Genomic DNA, 16,281 nt, shown 5'->3' on the forward strand with positions numbered 1-16,281 from the left:
AAGCAACTTGCTGCTATGTTAAAATATTGCAAGTGAAATCAGTTTTTTACGATTTTATCAAGTATCAAGGTATAGAATTCGGAAACGAAGAAAGGGCAGTACTAAAATGGAAAACGTATCAAATGAAGAAAAATTGGAATCAATAAAATCGTTACGATCGACCATCAATAAACTCGAAAATGCCTTATCCCAGATGATTCAAAAAGGCGCAAATACTACCTTAGTAAAGAAACGACTCAAAGCTGTTTGCATTGGATTAGCAATACTAGAAAACGTTTGGCATCAAAGCCCCCATCATTACTCCCAGGAAGAATTAGCAGAGGCTCGCAATGTTCTTACTAGTTTATTTCCATCAATTGAGAAAGTATATGTAAAGTCAAAGGCTGGTAGTCCCCAAAAAACGCTTTTAGAAAGAAGAATTAAAGCGTTGGAACTAGCTGTTCTAGCGATTGATGAACTTTCCAATAAATAACTTATTCAATGGCCGCTTCTCCAATATATGGGTAAATAATTTAAACTTCCCCAAAAAATACTAGTGAGGATTGATGACAGTGGAGGCTGGACTTCTGCTTAAGGATTAGCGTCACAAATGAGAACTTACAGCGAAGTGAAGCGGCTCATTGTACCCTCTCAAGAATGCGCACAGTCGGAACAAAATCAACCTCACATTTCTCGAAACACCCTATAATGATTAAAAATGTTAATTTATTGATAATATATTGAAACTATTTATAGAATCATGTTTAATATAAATGGTTTACGTTTACATTTTATACATAATATTCCTAATTAATATGAGGAAGGAGAGACAAATTATTTGCGCACTTTTAAAATTAGCACAAAATTTAATTTGCTTTTAGTGGGGGTTATTCTTTTTTTAAGCATTATGATTGGAATTGTATCCCATATACAAGTGAAACAAATTATGCTTAATAATTTTGAGCAGAGTGTAACCCATATTTCAAAGGTCGGCTATGCACTTCTAGAAGAACGATTTAAGGGAGATTGGGCTATACAAGATGGGGAACTTTACAAAGGGGATACAAAAATCGTTAATCAGGAAGCCTTTGTAGATGAGGTAGGAGAAAGCATCGATGGCGGTGTAACCATTTTTCAAGGGTCAAAAGGACTGATCACCAACCTAAAGCTAAATGGAGAACGTTTAGTGGGCAAAGATGCTGATCCAAAAGTCGTTGAAAATGTCATGAACAAAGGGGAAACCTTTATAGGTGAAGCTGATGTAGTAGGAACGAAATATTTAACACTCTATGCACCGATTAAAGATGCAAATGGAGACATCATTGGCATGTGGTTTGTCGGTGAAACAATAGATGGGGTTAATACAATTATTTTTGCCTTTATCGGTAAGCTTCTCATTGTATTGTTCATCGGAGCAATCATAGCTGTATTAGGTAGCTTCCTTTTCACAAGAGCATTTGTGAAACCGCTTCATGAAATAAACAATCAACTACGAGATATTGCGGATGGAGAAGGAGATTTAACAAAACAGTTACAAATTAATTCCAAGGATGAAGCAGGGGAGCTAGCGCAATCTTTTAACAAAATGCTGACAAGCTTAAAAATATTAATGCAACAAATAGCACAATCGTCTAAACAAGTTGATGTATCTTCTGATGGCTTAACAACTAAATCGCAGCAAACAGCAGCTATGACGAGACAGCTAACGTCAACATTAGAAGATATAGCGGATGGTTCAAAAACGACATTACAAAGCACAAGTGATAGCCTAACTGCCATGCAGGAAATGGCCATAGGCATCCAACAAGTTGCTGAAACCGCTTCAATTGTTTCAGATGCTGCTGATTTAATGAGTGATGAGGCTACACAAGGCAATGATTCTTTGAATCGTGTATTGAATCAAATGACAATTATTAATGAATCATCTGGCAATGTAGAGGCACAGGTCCGTATATTAGGTGATCAGTCACAGCAAATTGGCAATATCGTTGATGTGATTACAAACATCGCCGACCAAACAAATTTGCTGGCCTTAAATGCAGCTATTGAAGCGGCTCGTGCTGGTGAACAAGGAAAAGGCTTTGCTGTCGTTGCTGATGAAGTTCGCAAATTAGCAGAACAATCAAAGGAATCAGCTGACCAAATAGCAACACTTATTCATTCCATTCAAAATGATACAGCCAATGTAATTTCGGCTATTTCTAGTAACTCGAAGGAAGCAGCATCAGGTATGGATGTTGTAGATGATACAAAACTGGCCTTCCACAAAATTATGCAGTCGATTAAAGGGGTTAGCACGCAGTTACATGACATCTCGGCCGTGACGGAGCAAATGTCCGCAAGTGTTGAAGAAGTTACTGCCTCAACAGAAGCAATGGCACGCATTGCGAGCAAGGCAACCGAAAGTACGGAGCACGTGACGCTAACAGCGAAGGAGCAATTAGCTTTCATAGACAATATGGCCTCTTCAGCCAAAGAGCTGGCACAACAGGCACACGAGCTTCAAAGCTTATTAAAAAAATTTCAATATTAAGGAACGTTGAAAAATGCTTGGATATCCAGGCGTTTTTCAATTTTTATAGGAAAAAGAGGGTTATTTATTTTATTGGAAAAAATGTAAAATGACAGAATTTTGCAGCGCATAGGGATTAAAGAAATTGAGGAGTTAAAACTAGTAGGTTTCGGGTTTTATGTCCTGTTGATGCAGTTCACAAAACGAGTTGAAAATTTTCACAGCAAGTAGGTGCTTTTTGGTAGATCATGATTTTGAGAAGAGGATTACTAGGTTTTGTTGAAGTGAAAAAGAACAATAATATTCCAGATGATATGGTAACGCTAATAATTTTAGACCTAAACGGGCCAATTATAAAATAATGAATATAAAACCTACAGATGGGGATTGAAGCGAATAAATAGGTTTCATAGCTGGGGATAGAGCGAAAATTTAGAAGTAGAGCTATTGGATACCATTGAATGAAAAAATCTAATGTTAAACACGAAATAAGGGGGAAATCTCTGTTAATCGTTATTTAAAAAAATAGCTTGAGCTATTCATATTTATTTTTTCATAAAGGTTCCCATAATACGAACATATCAGTAAAATAGAGTAGGTTAGGGGGACTGTATTTTGAAAGATCAACGCTTTAAAATTGCGCATCGAGAGGCGCTTATCGGTATCGGGCTTGTTATCGTTAACTTTGCGATTTGGTTTGGCTTTGCCTATGGACTTGGCTCTGGTGATCCAACAAGCTATACGTATGTATTCGGTTTCCCTGCATGGTTTTTCTATAGCTGTATTGCAGGGACAGGTTTTATGATTATATTAATCTGGGTCGTCATGAAACTCTTTTTCAAAGAAGTACCATTTGATGATGAGGAGGTGGATCAATAATGCATTGGCAAGTTATTTTTCCACTGCTATTATTTCTAGTCATCATCTTTGGTATTGGGATCTGGTCAAATAAGTATGTACGCTCTTCCAATTCATTTTTACAGGAATACTTCCTCGGTGGTCGTGAAATGGGGGGCTTTATCCTTGCTATGACAATGATTGCTACGTACGGTAGTGCAAGTAGCTTTATAGGTGGACCAGGCGTTGCATACACGAAAGGGCTTGGCTGGGTTTTGCTGGCGATGGCGCAGCTACCTGCAGGTTATTTCGTCTTAATGATTTTAGGGAAGAAATTTGCTATTATCGCAAGACGTTATCAAGCCATCACGTTAATAGATTTTTTACGAGAACGCTATAAGAGTCATGCTATTGTTATCCTATCTGCCATTAGTATTATCATCTTTTTATTTTCTGCAATGATGGCCCAATGGGTAGGTGGTGCTCGATTAATAGAATCATTAACTGGCTTAAATTATACAACTGCACTCTTTATATTTGCGATTTCGGTATTAGTGTATGTGATTATTGGGGGCTTCCGTGCTGTTGCACTAACGGATACGGTGCAAGGCTCTATTATGGTTATCGGAACCATTATTTTATTAATTGGGACAATCATCGCTGGTGGAGGAATCGATAATATTATGGCCTCACTTGTCGCTGAGAATCCGAATTTTGTGTCTCCATTTGGAGCAGAAGGTGAGTTAACGCCATTATACGTATCTACATTTTGGATTTTGATTGGTGTTGGAGTTGTGGGACTTCCACAAATCGCAGTTCGTGCTATGAGCTATAAAGATTCTAAAAGTATGCATTTAGCTATTATCATTGGCACTATTGCCATTGGGACAATTATGTTTGGAATGCATCTAATCGGTGTTTTAGCACGACCAGTGATACCGGGTATTGAAATTGGTGATAAAGTTATGCCGATGCTAACATTAAAGGTTTTACCACCATTTTTAGCTGGCATTGTTTTAGCGGCACCGATGGCAGCAACGATGTCTACAGTCAACGCATTACTAATGCTTGTAAGCTCCACAGTAGTAAAAGATATTTACTTAAATTATATAAAACCAACAGCGAATGATACAGAAATTAAGCGTGCAAGTTTTATTGTTACGACAGTGATCGGTTTAGCCGTTGTTATTTTTGCACTAAATCCACCAGATTTATTAGTATGGCTAAATTTATTCGCTTTTGGCGGACTTGAGGCAGTCTTTATTTGGACCGTCGTATTAGGACTATATTGGAAAAAAGCTAATAAGTATGGTGCTATCGCGTCAATGATTTCGGGTATGATACTTTATATAATCATTGATCGTTTTTATCCTTCTGTCTTTGGTATGCATACCGTGACAATTCCAATCGTCGCTTCCTTAGTGATATTTGTTATTGTTAGCTTATTAACAAGTCATAAATTTAAAAATGAAAAGTTGTTTATTTAAATTAGAAAACGCCGTAGTGATAGAATATCTACGGCGTTTTACATTGCAGATAATAAATGATGGATAGAATGTCCAAAATCGTGGATAGAATCTCTGGATTGATGGATGAAAGTTCGAAATGATGGTAAGAACCTCTGGAGCAAAGGAAAGAATTACTGAAGAGACGGAAAGAACCTCCGGAGCGAAGGAAAGAATCAGTGAAGCGACGGATAGACCTCCGAAGAGACGGAAAGAACCCCTGGAGTGACGGAAAGAACTACTGAAGAGACGGAAAGAACCACTGAAGCAACGGATAGACCCTCCAAATGATGGATAGAATCACCCAAAACGTGGATAGAACATTCGAAATCGTGGATAGAATCTCTGGATTGATGGATAGAAAGTTCAAAGTGACGGAAAGTCCCTATGAAGCGACGGAAAAACCTTCTCAAACGACGGAAAGCCTCTCCTGAGCAACGGATAAGACCCTCCCAAGTGACGAATAGCCTCTACTGAGCGAAGGATAGAACCCAAAAAAATCCCTCCGAAATGACAAAAGCCTCTCCAAATTAAAGAAACAGAACGCCAAAGATTGTCGACAAGCTAAGACACCGTAGAGCTAGATATCTACGGCGTTTTTTATGTAATCATAAGCATTTTTTGTTAACAACGTAATCGTTACGATAATAAATAATACGCGGACAAAGCCGCTACCTTTTTTAATCGCCATACGTGAGCCTACAAATGCACCGGCAATTTGAGCGATGCCCATTAGTAAACCATAGGCATAATGAATCTGACCTAAGTAGGCGAACATTAAAAGGCCGGCAAAATTACTTGCTAAGTTTAAAAATTTCGCGTTTCCTGCTGCCTTTAAGAAATCGAAGCCGACTAATAAAAAGCTGAAGATTAAAAATGAGCCAGTTCCTGGACCAAGAAAACCATCATAAAACCCAATTGTAAATAACAACAGCATGAATAGGACTAAGTGCGTAAACTTTAAATTTTTGACTGCAGCTACTGAACCCCAATCTTTTTTAAAGATCGTATAGACGGCAACAGCAGCAAGCATTATGAGCATAAGTGGTTTTAGTAATTCGGGATTAATCAAATGAACGGTCCATGCACCAAAAAGTGATCCCACAAAGGCTAGGGGAAAGTATTTAATAACCGAACGAATTTCTAGCTGACCAGATCGATAAAAAGAAATGGTTGATGTTAAAGAACCCATGGTGCCGGCAAGTTTATTAGTGGCTACTGCCGCTGCTGGATTTAAACCAGCAAACATAAGGGCAGGTAACGCAATTAAGCCTCCACCTCCAACGACTGCATCCACAAAGGCGGCTAAAAAACCAAAAGATATTAATAATATAACTACATTTACATCTACTTCAAATAGCATGTTTACACCTCTTTTGATAGTTACTACTGAAATAGTAACTAAATTTCACTTTGCTGTAAAGAATTATTTTTTATTGGCTTATCTTCATAGCCTTAACTTATAATAAAGGAAATGGAGGGATCGAATGGTTGAATTAATCGCGCAATTAAAAGAACTAGGATTCACAGAATATGAAGCGAAGGCCTATATTGCACTCGTACAAAATAGTCATGTTAGTGCCTATCAAGTAAGTAAAAACTCCGGTATCCCTCGTGCAAGAATATACGACATACTTGATGTACTTGTTGAAAAAGGGTTAGTACTGAAAGAAGAAACGGCAGATCAAACGATATACTCTTCCATTCCCGTCGCTGTGTTTTTACAGCAAATTCAGCAACGTTGGCAATCGAATTTCACATCGATTAGTGATCAATTAGAAAAATTAGAAGTAAAAGAGCAGGAAGCGGAGCATAAAGTTGTCACGATAAAAGGAAAAGAGGCAATCGTCAATTATTGTCAGTCATTATTAAAAAAAGCGGAGAAAAAAGTCATATTATCGATGTGGGAAGATATGTATGGGGAATTACGAGAAGCTATACAAGAGGTCCCACAGCATATTCCGATTCATGGTATTACATTAAATGTGGATGAAAATGTTTCACCCTTAGATCAGCATCGAACTACACAATATACGAGAAAAACTTCTACGCCACATTGGTTTATTTTGTCTGTAGATGGTCAAGAGATGATTTATGGTCACTCTCCGGCAAAACACGAAACGGCTTTTATTACCAATGATCCTGTTCATATTTATTTATTAGAGGATTATATATGGCATGACGTGCTTATTAATCGCCTTTTAAAGCGCGATGATACGGAGCTTGAGGAATGGATTACGAAAGAACGTAAAGCATTTTTCTTAGAATGAAAGTATTGAAAAAGAATCTGCAAGCCGTCATGTACATTACATAAGGCGAGCAGATTCTTTTTTTCGTTAAATATTAATAAAATACTTTATCAACATTGTATTTAGCGCGGAATGAATTGATCGCGTACGTTTCATAAATTTCACGTTCCATTGGATCTTCCACTTCATACACTTCAATTTTGAAAATTTCATCACGATGATTTTTCATCGGTGACACATTGTCCTCAAAATGCTTTTTAATACGTTGACGAATTTTACGTGCTTTACCTACAAATAAAAGTTCGTTCTCTTCATTGTAGAATAAGAAAATACCACCGTTTTCACGAGTGATTTTATGGAAGTCGATAAAACCATGGTATGGTGTGATTGGTACATCTCCTGGCTTTAAATCTTGTTCGCGTTGGCGAATTACTAAATCTGGTTTTGGAAAATCAATTTTAATCAAACTATTCACGTTCCTCTCTGTTACTAAAGGTATATGTTAACATAAGTACAGCATGTTTACCATCAAATAATGAATGTCAACATTCAAGTTTAGTGTTAAACAAATGACATCATGACATGCATGGTTAATAACAAAATATTCTATGTATTATTGATATTCTTAATTGTTCATGTTACAATTCTTTTTAATTAAATATTCTTATCATGAGAAGTTGAGGGATTTGGCCCGATGACGCTTCAGCAACCTCTAACGAAAGTTAGAAAGGTGCTAATTCCAGCAAAGGATTTTTCCTTTGAGAGATAAGAGTGGACGTGGAAAAATCCTTCTCATTCTATCTCATATGGAATGAGGGGGATTTTTTAATTTTTCATCATTTGATATTTGAGCTTTGCGCAGGGCCCGTGCATTGATGTTACAAAAGAAATAAAAGAGAGGGGAATGCAAGATGCCAATTAATATTCCGAAAAACTTACCAGCTGGAGAACATTTACGTGAGGAAAAAATCTTCGTTATGGAAGAGGACAGAGCGAAGACGCAACAAATTCGTCCGTTAAATATATTAATTTTGAACTTAATGCCAGAAAAAGAAAAAACAGAGCTGCAATTACTTCGTTTATTGGGGAATACACCGTTACAAGTAAATATTACATTTTTAAATACAGCTACGCATGAATCGAAAAATGTCAGTAAATCACATTTACAGTTATTTTACACGACCTTCAATCAAATCCGTCATCGCCGTTATGATGGTATGATCATTACAGGTGCACCAGTAGAAAAAATGGAATTTGAAGAAGTGAACTACTGGCAGGAAATTTCAGAAATTATGGATTGGTCTAAGACAAACGTAACATCGATTTTACATATATGTTGGGGTGCACAGGCGGCGTTATACCATCATTACGGTATCGGTAAAATTGGACTTCCTGCTAAATGCTCAGGTGTATATTCTCATGTCATTACGGATTTAACAGTGGATTTAGTACGTGGCTTTAGTGATTCATTTACGGCACCACATTCACGATATACATCCGTATCAATTGATGAAGTACTTAGCCATCCTGATTTACGATTACTCTCTTATTCTGAAGATGCTGGTGTTTTTATTGTGCAATCTAAGGATAATAAAAACATTATGATTACGGGCCATCTTGAATATGATGCAACGACTTTAGCTGATGAGTATAGTCGAGATGTTGCGAAAGGATTAGATATTGAGGTACCAGTGAATTACTTCCCACATGATAATCCTGCAAATGAACCGATTAATACGTGGCGTGCCCACACACATTTATTATTCTCAAATTGGTTGAACTACTACGTTTACCAAGAAACACCATATGAATGGGATTTCGTCGATCAAATTGAATATCATATTTAATGCCATTTAATAGCAATAAAAAATGATGACCTTGATAGGAGAAGGTCATCATTTTTTAACTATCTATTATGCTAGATACTTTAATCACCGGGGAGTCCCCTAGTCTCCATTTCATGGAATCAAATGATTTCACAGAGTGTCAAAACCCTTGATATAGGGTTTTGGCACTTTTTTAATTTCATCCAATTTCACCGGTTTTCATTCAAATCTAGTCATTTCTAGTCAAAACTAAGTCAAAAACTTAACCTTCTTATAGTGTAAACAAAATGCCGTATGGTTTCCTTGTTTATTAGTTTGATGGATGGTGAAAAAAGTGGATAAATGGATGGTGATAGAATCCTAAGACCTATTATAATAAAAGTGTTTTTATTGTAATAGGACTTATATAGGTTGAAAGATAATTGCAACAACGTCTATTTGATAATACTGCTGCGGATATGGCATCTGTTGAAGAGTTCATCAAACGTCGTCATATCCTTCACTGCTATTTAGCTGACCCAGCATATGGTGAAGGATTTTTTGAAGCAGGATGAACAACAATCGGGCGCAATTCTTGAAGATGAATTGTGCCTTTTTCAGCAATAGGGCCATATTCTTAAATAACCAATTAGACTTTATACCAAAGATATTATGAATAAATGTACTTAAGCTAACGATGCAGATTTAATAAAGACTGATACATTTCAAATAAAATAAATATTTTTCTTTTCATTATGACCTTATCTTCGCCTTTTTAAATAGTGTATTGTATATTTTGGTAATTCGAGGGGTTAATTTTATTATATTTAAATAATTATTTTTGGGATAAAAAACCAATTATAGAAATTATGTAAATCTGAAAAAAGAAAAAAATTTGACTATTTTTTGTTTAGGGTGTAAAACTAGCTTTAACTTTTACATGGAGGATGATGGCAGTGAAGTACCAAACAATGAATATTAATGGCAGTGAATTACATTTTGCAGATTACCCAGGTGAGAAAGGTACTATTTTAGCGGTACATGGATTGACTGGGAATCATCTGCAAATGCATTATTATGCGGAGCTATTAAAAGGTGAATATCGTTTTATCTCAGTAGATTTAAAAGGCCGTGGCAATAGTGGACCTGCTTCAGAAAATACTGGAATAGAGTTACATACTCAGGATATTTTAGCCTTGATTGATACATTGAATATTAATCAACCAATTTTAATGGGTTATTCAATGGGGGCGTTTATTATGGCGAATGTTGCTAGTAAACGCAGTGATGTCAAAGGGGTTATATTGCTTGATGGAGCTGCAACTTGTACAGATCACCAACGTCAAATCGTCGAGCCTTCACTTGGACGTATTAGTAAGCAGTACGAAACAGCTGAATCTTACATCCAAGAAATTAAAGGGATTTATGGACGTCTTGGGGTCGAGTGGACTGAACATTTAGCGAATGTAGGAAACTATGAGATTGTGAAAAAAGGTGAGCATTGGGAAAATAAATCTAATGAAGAGGAAATACGTCAAGACTTCCAAAGTTTTTATGACTATAAACCTGAAAAAATCTTTAAAAATGTGGAATGCCCAATCCTTTTAATTCATTCAACTGGTGAAATTGGAGCTATGCCTGCATTATTTTTAGCTGAGTCTTATGCTGAAGCACTAAAAAACGCCAAAAATATCTGGAAGTATACATCTAACAGTAATCATTACACATTGGTTTTCGAAGAAAGAAAAGATGTTAACCCAGTGATTCAACGTTTTTTAGAGAGATTATAAAAAAATAGTTGCAAATTTTATAATTTTGTGTAAATAATAAATTAACCAAAATTAAGTGCCTATCGAGCAGTCGTAGAAAAATGACCTTTTTTTACTTTCCCTGCTTGACTGTTGGCTACACTTTTTCTAACGTACGGTAAAACCCGTGCTTTAGGGGAGGTGTGGCCTTTTTTAATTCAATTTTATACAAAAAAGGGGAGTTTCTAAATGGTAACAGGCTTAGAGTATTTCAAAAAAGTTTATGATGTTGTACCAGGATGGGTGCAGAAAATGCACGACAATCATCCTGAAATGCTAGATCATTATACAGCGCTTCGAGGTGCAGCAATGGCACCGGGAGTACTGTCTGTGAAAGAAAAAGACATACTGTTAGTCGGTATGAATGCGGCAAGATATTATGCACGTAGTATGGTGTACCACACGAAAGGAGCTATAGATGGTGGTGCCACACTAGAAGAATTAATTGAATACTTACTTGTAGCATTTAACTACGGTGGAGAAAAAGCGCTACAAATTGGCTTGCAGTCATTTGAATATGCCTTAGAGTTAATGAATACTGATGTTGATAAAATTTCACATGAAGCGTCAATATTCGATATTGTGAAGTACTACAGTACATTTGCTTCGACAGAGAAAAGTAAAGCATATTTTGAAAAATTACTTTCTCTTTTGGTAGCAAAAGATGAAAACGCTTTAAAGACGGAGTTACTTAACGGTAATGTAGTGTCCACACAAATGAAATATATCCTTATGACAGGAATTTATACAACAGTTTTAAAAAATAAAGAAACAGATTATTGGGCTAAAAAATCGCGAGAAGTAGGTGTAGTGGAAGAGAAACTAGCAGAGCTTGGCTATATTTGCTTACTAACAGCAGGTATTCCTGCTTGGTTTGAAATAAGTGACGCCCTGATTAAAAAATAACGGAGTGAGTATGATGAAAATTTATGAATCTGTAGAGCATGCATTATCATGCGTAGAAAGCGGACAAACAATTATGGTTGGTGGATTTGGTTTAGTTGGTGGTCCATTAACTTTAATTGATGCCCTTGTTGAACTAGACGTAAATAATTTAACGATTATTAGTAATAATCTGGGGGAAAAAGGAAAAGGCCTTGGGAAATTACTAGAACAAAAGAAAGTAAAAAAGGCGATTGGCTCATATTTTACTGGAAACCGGGATGTAGGTGAGGCATTTCAACGCGGTGAAATTGAGATTGATTTATTGCCTCAAGGTACTTTAGCTGAATCCATTCGAGCAGGAGGTGCAGGGATTGGTGGTTATTATACAAAAACATCTGTAGGTACAGATTTAGCAAGGGGCAAAGAAACAAAGATCATAGATGGTGAGAAATATGTGTTTGAGAAGGCGCTGAAGGCGGATGTTGCTATTATTCGAGCATACAAGGCTGATACGCTCGGTAATTTAGTGTATTACAAAACAGCTCGTAACTTTAATCCTTTAATGGCGACAGCGGCCAAAACAGTAATAGTTGAGGTGGATGAGGTTGTAGAAGCAGGTGAATTAAAAAGTGATGAGATCATTACCCCGCATCTATTCATAGATCGAATTATTGTAGCGAAGAAGATTTTAACGAGGGAGGGCGTAATAGAGCATGGTTAATGCAATTCAAGAGCTAATAGCGGAAAGAGCTGCAAAAGAAGTACAAGATGGACAAATTATTAATTTAGGAATTGGTATTCCGACACTGGTAGCAAAGTATGTTGACAATGACAATGTCTACTTCCACACAGAAAATGGCATGCTCGGAGTGGTAGGGGTTGATGAAAAGGATATTGACCCAAATGTAGTAAACGCTGGGAAGATGCCAGTTGGAGAAGCCATTGGTTCATCCTTTTTCAATAGTGCAGAATCATTTAGTATGATACGCGGTGGCCATGTAGATGTGGCAATCTTAGGTGTGCTTCAAGTAGATGAGCATGCACGTATCGCAAACTGGGCAGTTCCAGGGAAAAATATTATTGGTGTTGGCGGTGCAATGGATTTATTAATTGGAGCAAAAAAGGTCATTGTCACAATGTCGCATACTTCAAAGGACGGAAGAAGCAAGATTTTAAAGGATTGTACATTCCCGATTACGTCAACAAGAAGTGTGGATACGATTATTACAGAGTTAGCCGTTTTCAATTACCTCGATGGACAATTATATTTAGTCGAATTAATGCCAGGAGCTACATTAGAACAAGTAGAGACAAGTACGGAAGCGAGTTTCGTTAATATGTTGAAATAGGAGGGAAAATCATGAGAGAAGTTGTTATTGTAGATGGTGTTCGTACTGCAATTGGTAAATTAAGTGGTTCATTAAGGAATGAGACAGCAGATTTTCTTGGTGAGAAAGTTATCCGTGCGCTTCTAGAACGAACAAAGTTAGATTCAGGACTAGTTGATGAGGTGATTTTAGGACAAGCAAAACAAAGTGCGGATCAATCAAATGTTGCACGTCTATCCTCATTACGAGCAGGGTTACCGATTTCTGTGCCTGGTTATACGGTACATCGCCAATGTGGCTCAGGTCTACAGTCCATAAATAATGCAGCACAACAGATAGCACTTGGCTACAGCGAAATTATTATTGCTGGCGGGACAGAATCTATGAGTACAGCACCTTATTATTTGCGAAACGCTCGCTATGGATATGGTGTTGGAAATGCTTCTATTTTAGATCCGAATACAGAAAGTCAGCCAGGGTCTCAACCCTTTGAAGTATATGGTATTTCCACAATGGGGGAGACAGCGGAAAATTTAGCAGAGAAATATTCGATTGCACGTGAAGAGCAGGATGCCTTTGCACATCGAAGCCAAGAGCGTACAACATATGCAATACGGGAAGGGTACTTTGCCCAACAAATTGTACCTTATGAAGTGAAAAAACGAAAAGAAGTGGAGATTTTTAAAATAGATGAGCATCCATTTTTAACGAGTGAGGAAAGGTTAGGAACGTTAAAGCCTGTTTTCCGTAAAGGTGGTTCAGTCACAGCTGGGAATAGCAGTGGTCGTAATGACGGCGCATCTGCATTGTTGCTAATGTCGAAAGAAAAGGCAGAAGAACTTGGTTATAGACCAAAAGTAAAAATACTAGCACAAGCGGCAGCGGGGGTAGATCCATCAATTATGGGAATTGGCCCAGTACCCGCTACATTGAAAGCCTTACAACAGGTAAATTTATCGATTGATGACATTGATGTAATCGAACTAAATGAAGCATTTGCAGCACAATCAATCGCAGTAATAAAGGAGCTTAATTTAGATATAAGTCGAGTAAATCCAAATGGTGGTGCTATTGCAATGGGGCACCCTATTGGCGCAACAGGTGCCATTTTAATGACAAAGCTTATCCACGAGCTAGAACGAACAGGAAAACGTTATGGGTTAGTGACATTATGCATAGCAGGGGGGCTTGGTATTACTACCGTCGTTGAAAATTGCCACGCATAACTATGCACCGAGTAGTTTGTTAAACTCGGTGCTGAAAAATTAATAATCCTTTTGGATTTTTTCTAAATAACGTTTTTGCGCAGATTTTAAAGCAACTACCACTGAGCCACTTGAAGGCGCATAGTAGTGCTCATCAACACGTTTGATTAATTCATCAATGTTGGCTGTAAGATCAAAGCCAACTAGCATACGCTTAAAAAAATCTTGCGCAAGACCTGTGATAAATGTGAATTCTGCATCAATAATTTGATGGGTCTCTTTATCAATTTCTAACACAATGCCAGCATGTTTGTACATTTCGTACATGGATGTGCCTTGGGGTGCTTTTGCATAAGCGGTCACTAATATACTAGTTAATTTTTGCAAGGAAAAGACCTCCGAAATCTATAGATTGTGATTATATTTTATCATGTTTTATCGCTTTAGGGATACTTCCCAAAAATTTCTTAGTCGTAAACATCAAGGGGGATATAGTATGGAAAAGTTAACGAATTTTTTCACAGAAATAATGAAAAAGTATTTACCAGATCCATTTGTCTTTGCAATTGGACTTACATTATTGACATTTGTTTTAGCTCTAGTTGTTGAAGATGTTAGCTTTGTAGATTTAACTACAGCATGGGGTAGCAGTTTTTGGGATCTCTTAGCATTTACAACACAAATGGCTGTTATCCTTGCTATGGGCTATGTACTAGCAACAGCGCCCATTACTGATAAATTTTTAAATAAACTTGCAAGTATGGTTCATACACCAAAAATGGCAGTAATTGTGGCGACGCTTGTCGGTGGTATTGGTAGTTATTTAAACTGGGGCTTTGGTTTAGTAGTTGGTGGAATTATAGCGAAAAAACTAGCTTTAAAGGTTAAAGGGGTCCACTATCCGTTAATTATTGCAGCAGCTTATTCTGGCTTTACTTTTTATGGTTTAGGTTTGTCGGCTTCTATTCCGATTTTGATTTCAACACCTGGTCACTTTTTAGAGGATGCAATGGGCTTGGTTTCACTTTCTGACACAATCTTTAGTGTACCAATGATTTTAACAACAGTTGTACTTTTAATCACATTGCCTTTATTTAATGCGATGTTACATCCAAAAAATCCAAGCAATATTGTTGAGATTGATCCGGCATTATATGCAGATCAGCCAAAAGCGAAACTAAACTTATTAGAAGAAAATACACTAGCGAACAAATTGAATAATAGCCGTATTTTAGCCTATACAATTGGTGTGTTAGGGTTAGTTTATATTGTCATTTATTTCACAAATGGTAATTCGTTAAACTTAAATATTTTAAACTTCATTATTTTATTCTTAGGAATTATTTTATTAGGAACGCCTGCACGTTATGTTGAGCATTTAGCAGATGGTATTAAAACTATTTCAGGGATATTACTTCAATTCCCGTTCTATGCAGGTATTATGGCGATAATGGCTGCATCGGGATTAGTGGACACAATTGCCAAAATCTTTGTAGATTTATCCACTGAACATACACTACCGTTTTGGGGGTTAATAAGTTCCTTCTTTATTAATTTCTTTGCACCTTCTGCTGGTGGACACTGGACTGTTCAAGGTCCATTTATGATTGAGGCAGCTAAGGAGTTAGGGGCATCTTTATCAGAAACATCAATGTCTGTTATGTTAGGGAATGCATGGAATGATTTAGTTCAGCCATTTTGGATTTTACCAGCGTTGGCCTTATCTCGCTTAAAGTTAAAAGATATTATGGGTTTCCTTGTTATGATTATGTTCTTTGTAGGCGTTATTTACATTATTGCAACTTTAGTCTGGTCATATTTATTTTAATAGTTAGAAGTTCTAATTGGATTAAATACTAACAGTTCTAGTTTAGTCTAGGGGGAATATGAATGTCCAATATGTTTCAAGCACTATTAAAAAATGGCCAATTAGGTAGTGACTGAACTGAACCTTGAATAGTGGACACTTAAAAAAAAGTGCCTCTATTCGGGGTTTTTGTGTTTTTTAAACTGAAAATCTCATTATATTAAACTTTACAAATAAAGAACGGGGTAACATCATGAGTAAAATTATTTTTAATGAACATCAAAGAAAACAATTTGAGGCGAATCCCAAATGTGGTATCCGTTTCAGATCGTTCCATTCAATATCAACCAGCATTTAAAAT

General features: G+C 36.8%; 16 protein-coding genes and 1 riboswitch. Of the genes, 13 read left to right on the top strand and 3 right to left on the bottom strand.

From position 1 onward, the window contains the following. Nucleotides 1–106: 106 nt before the first annotated feature. The 4 genes from PVA17_RS02600 to panF all read left to right on the top strand — a co-directional run bounded on the left by PVA17_RS02600 (nt 107) and on the right by panF (nt 4,815). A complete protein-coding gene (locus PVA17_RS02600) occupies nt 107–472 on the top strand; it encodes a hypothetical protein (RefSeq protein WP_132360696.1) in 366 nt (121 codons plus the stop codon). Between the two features lie 345 nt (nt 473–817). Continuing rightward, on the top strand, nt 818–2,512 hold the full coding sequence (locus PVA17_RS02605) for a methyl-accepting chemotaxis protein (protein ID WP_132360694.1): 1,695 nt from the start codon (nt 818–820) through the stop codon (nt 2,510–2,512). 594 nt (nt 2,513–3,106) lie between these two features. Next, entirely contained in the window at nt 3,107–3,370 is a 264-nt protein-coding gene (locus tag PVA17_RS02610; protein ID WP_132360692.1) for a YhdT family protein, read from the top strand. Then, nucleotides 3,370–4,815, top strand: coding sequence for a sodium/pantothenate symporter (panF, locus tag PVA17_RS02615; protein ID WP_132360690.1), 1,446 nt, complete (start codon nt 3,370–3,372; stop codon nt 4,813–4,815). The genes PVA17_RS02610 and panF overlap by 1 nt, the downstream gene beginning before the upstream one ends. Before the next feature lie 598 nt (nt 4,816–5,413). Here the strand turns inward: panF and PVA17_RS02620 are convergent. Continuing rightward, nucleotides 5,414–6,196 carry a TSUP family transporter gene (locus PVA17_RS02620; RefSeq protein ID WP_274066796.1) on the bottom strand — a complete coding sequence of 261 codons (783 nt, stop codon included), beginning with the start codon at nt 6,194–6,196 and terminating at the stop codon, nt 5,414–5,416. Nucleotides 6,197–6,320: 124 nt separating this feature from the next. Between PVA17_RS02620 and PVA17_RS02625 the strand changes: the two genes are divergently transcribed. Then, nucleotides 6,321–7,103, top strand: a complete 783-nt coding sequence (locus PVA17_RS02625) for a TrmB family transcriptional regulator (RefSeq protein ID WP_274066797.1) — start codon at nt 6,321–6,323, stop codon at nt 7,101–7,103. 73 nt (nt 7,104–7,176) lie between these two features. Here the strand turns inward: PVA17_RS02625 and PVA17_RS02630 are convergent, their stop codons facing one another. Then, nucleotides 7,177–7,548 (bottom strand): nucleotide excision repair endonuclease, encoded by a 372-nt coding sequence (locus PVA17_RS02630; RefSeq protein WP_142510422.1) that lies wholly within the window; start codon nt 7,546–7,548, stop codon nt 7,177–7,179. A 195-nt stretch (nt 7,549–7,743) separates the two neighbouring features. After that, a riboswitch (SAM riboswitch) is annotated at nt 7,744–7,854 on the top strand. Nucleotides 7,855–7,993: 139 nt separating this feature from the next. Here PVA17_RS02630 and metA point away from each other — a divergent pair. From metA to PVA17_RS02665, 7 genes are all read left to right on the top strand, one after another. Continuing rightward, on the top strand, nt 7,994–8,929 hold the full coding sequence (gene metA / locus PVA17_RS02635) for a homoserine O-acetyltransferase MetA (protein WP_132360682.1): 936 nt from the start codon (nt 7,994–7,996) through the stop codon (nt 8,927–8,929). Between the two features lie 401 nt (nt 8,930–9,330). Then, nucleotides 9,331–9,462, top strand: a complete 132-nt coding sequence (locus tag PVA17_RS02640; RefSeq protein WP_419150251.1) for a catalase-related domain-containing protein — start codon at nt 9,331–9,333, stop codon at nt 9,460–9,462. Between the two features lie 375 nt (nt 9,463–9,837). Beyond that, nucleotides 9,838–10,677, top strand: a complete 840-nt coding sequence (locus PVA17_RS02645) for an alpha/beta fold hydrolase (RefSeq protein ID WP_132361102.1) — start codon at nt 9,838–9,840, stop codon at nt 10,675–10,677. Between the two features lie 207 nt (nt 10,678–10,884). Beyond that, nucleotides 10,885–11,601 (top strand): carboxymuconolactone decarboxylase family protein, encoded by a 717-nt coding sequence (locus PVA17_RS02650; RefSeq protein WP_132360680.1) that lies wholly within the window; start codon nt 10,885–10,887, stop codon nt 11,599–11,601. A 10-nt stretch (nt 11,602–11,611) separates the two neighbouring features. Continuing rightward, the gene (locus PVA17_RS02655; protein WP_132360678.1) at nt 11,612–12,301 is read left to right on the top strand and encodes a CoA transferase subunit A; all 690 of its coding nucleotides are present in this window, start codon (nt 11,612–11,614) and stop codon (nt 12,299–12,301) included. Continuing rightward, the gene (locus PVA17_RS02660; RefSeq protein ID WP_132360676.1) at nt 12,294–12,929 is read left to right on the top strand and encodes a 3-oxoacid CoA-transferase subunit B; all 636 of its coding nucleotides are present in this window, start codon (nt 12,294–12,296) and stop codon (nt 12,927–12,929) included. The genes PVA17_RS02655 and PVA17_RS02660 overlap by 8 nt, the downstream gene beginning before the upstream one ends. Before the next feature lie 11 nt (nt 12,930–12,940). Next, on the top strand, nt 12,941–14,134 hold the full coding sequence (locus PVA17_RS02665; protein ID WP_132360674.1) for a thiolase family protein: 1,194 nt from the start codon (nt 12,941–12,943) through the stop codon (nt 14,132–14,134). Nucleotides 14,135–14,173: 39 nt separating this feature from the next. On the opposite strand, the gene PVA17_RS02670 is transcribed toward PVA17_RS02665, so the two are convergent. Then, a complete protein-coding gene (locus PVA17_RS02670; RefSeq protein ID WP_132360672.1) occupies nt 14,174–14,500 on the bottom strand; it encodes a DUF3870 domain-containing protein in 327 nt (108 codons plus the stop codon). A gap of 109 nt (nt 14,501–14,609) precedes the next feature. On the opposite strand from PVA17_RS02670, the gene PVA17_RS02675 reads away from it, so the two are divergent. Next, nucleotides 14,610–15,941: a short-chain fatty acid transporter gene (locus tag PVA17_RS02675; RefSeq protein ID WP_274066799.1), complete on the top strand. Its 1,332-nt coding sequence runs from the start codon at nt 14,610–14,612 to the stop codon at nt 15,939–15,941. Nucleotides 15,942–16,281: the final 340 nt, after the last annotated feature.

Origin of the sequence: Lysinibacillus sp. CNPSo 3705, from assembly GCF_028674935.1 — a bacterium.
Classification (GTDB): Bacteria; Bacillota; Bacilli; order Bacillales_A; family Planococcaceae; genus Lysinibacillus.

Excerpts from the sequence above, each read along its gene's own strand:
- PVA17_RS02600 (WP_132360696.1), top strand. The coding sequence starts at position 107 with ATGGAAAACGTATCAAATGAAGAAAAATTGGAATCAATAAAATCGTTA.
- panF (WP_132360690.1), top strand. The coding sequence starts at position 3,370 with ATGCATTGGCAAGTTATTTTTCCACTGCTATTATTTCTAGTCATCATC.
- PVA17_RS02620 (WP_274066796.1), bottom strand. The coding sequence starts at position 6,196 with ATGCTATTTGAAGTAGATGTAAATGTAGTTATATTATTAATATCTTTT.
- PVA17_RS02625 (WP_274066797.1), top strand. The coding sequence starts at position 6,321 with ATGGTTGAATTAATCGCGCAATTAAAAGAACTAGGATTCACAGAATAT.
- metA (WP_132360682.1), top strand. The coding sequence starts at position 7,994 with ATGCCAATTAATATTCCGAAAAACTTACCAGCTGGAGAACATTTACGT.
- PVA17_RS02645 (WP_132361102.1), top strand. The coding sequence starts at position 9,838 with ATGGCAGTGAAGTACCAAACAATGAATATTAATGGCAGTGAATTACAT.
- PVA17_RS02650 (WP_132360680.1), top strand. The coding sequence starts at position 10,885 with ATGGTAACAGGCTTAGAGTATTTCAAAAAAGTTTATGATGTTGTACCA.
- PVA17_RS02655 (WP_132360678.1), top strand. The coding sequence starts at position 11,612 with ATGATGAAAATTTATGAATCTGTAGAGCATGCATTATCATGCGTAGAA.
- PVA17_RS02660 (WP_132360676.1), top strand. The coding sequence starts at position 12,294 with ATGGTTAATGCAATTCAAGAGCTAATAGCGGAAAGAGCTGCAAAAGAA.
- PVA17_RS02665 (WP_132360674.1), top strand. The coding sequence starts at position 12,941 with ATGAGAGAAGTTGTTATTGTAGATGGTGTTCGTACTGCAATTGGTAAA.
- PVA17_RS02675 (WP_274066799.1), top strand. The coding sequence starts at position 14,610 with ATGGAAAAGTTAACGAATTTTTTCACAGAAATAATGAAAAAGTATTTA.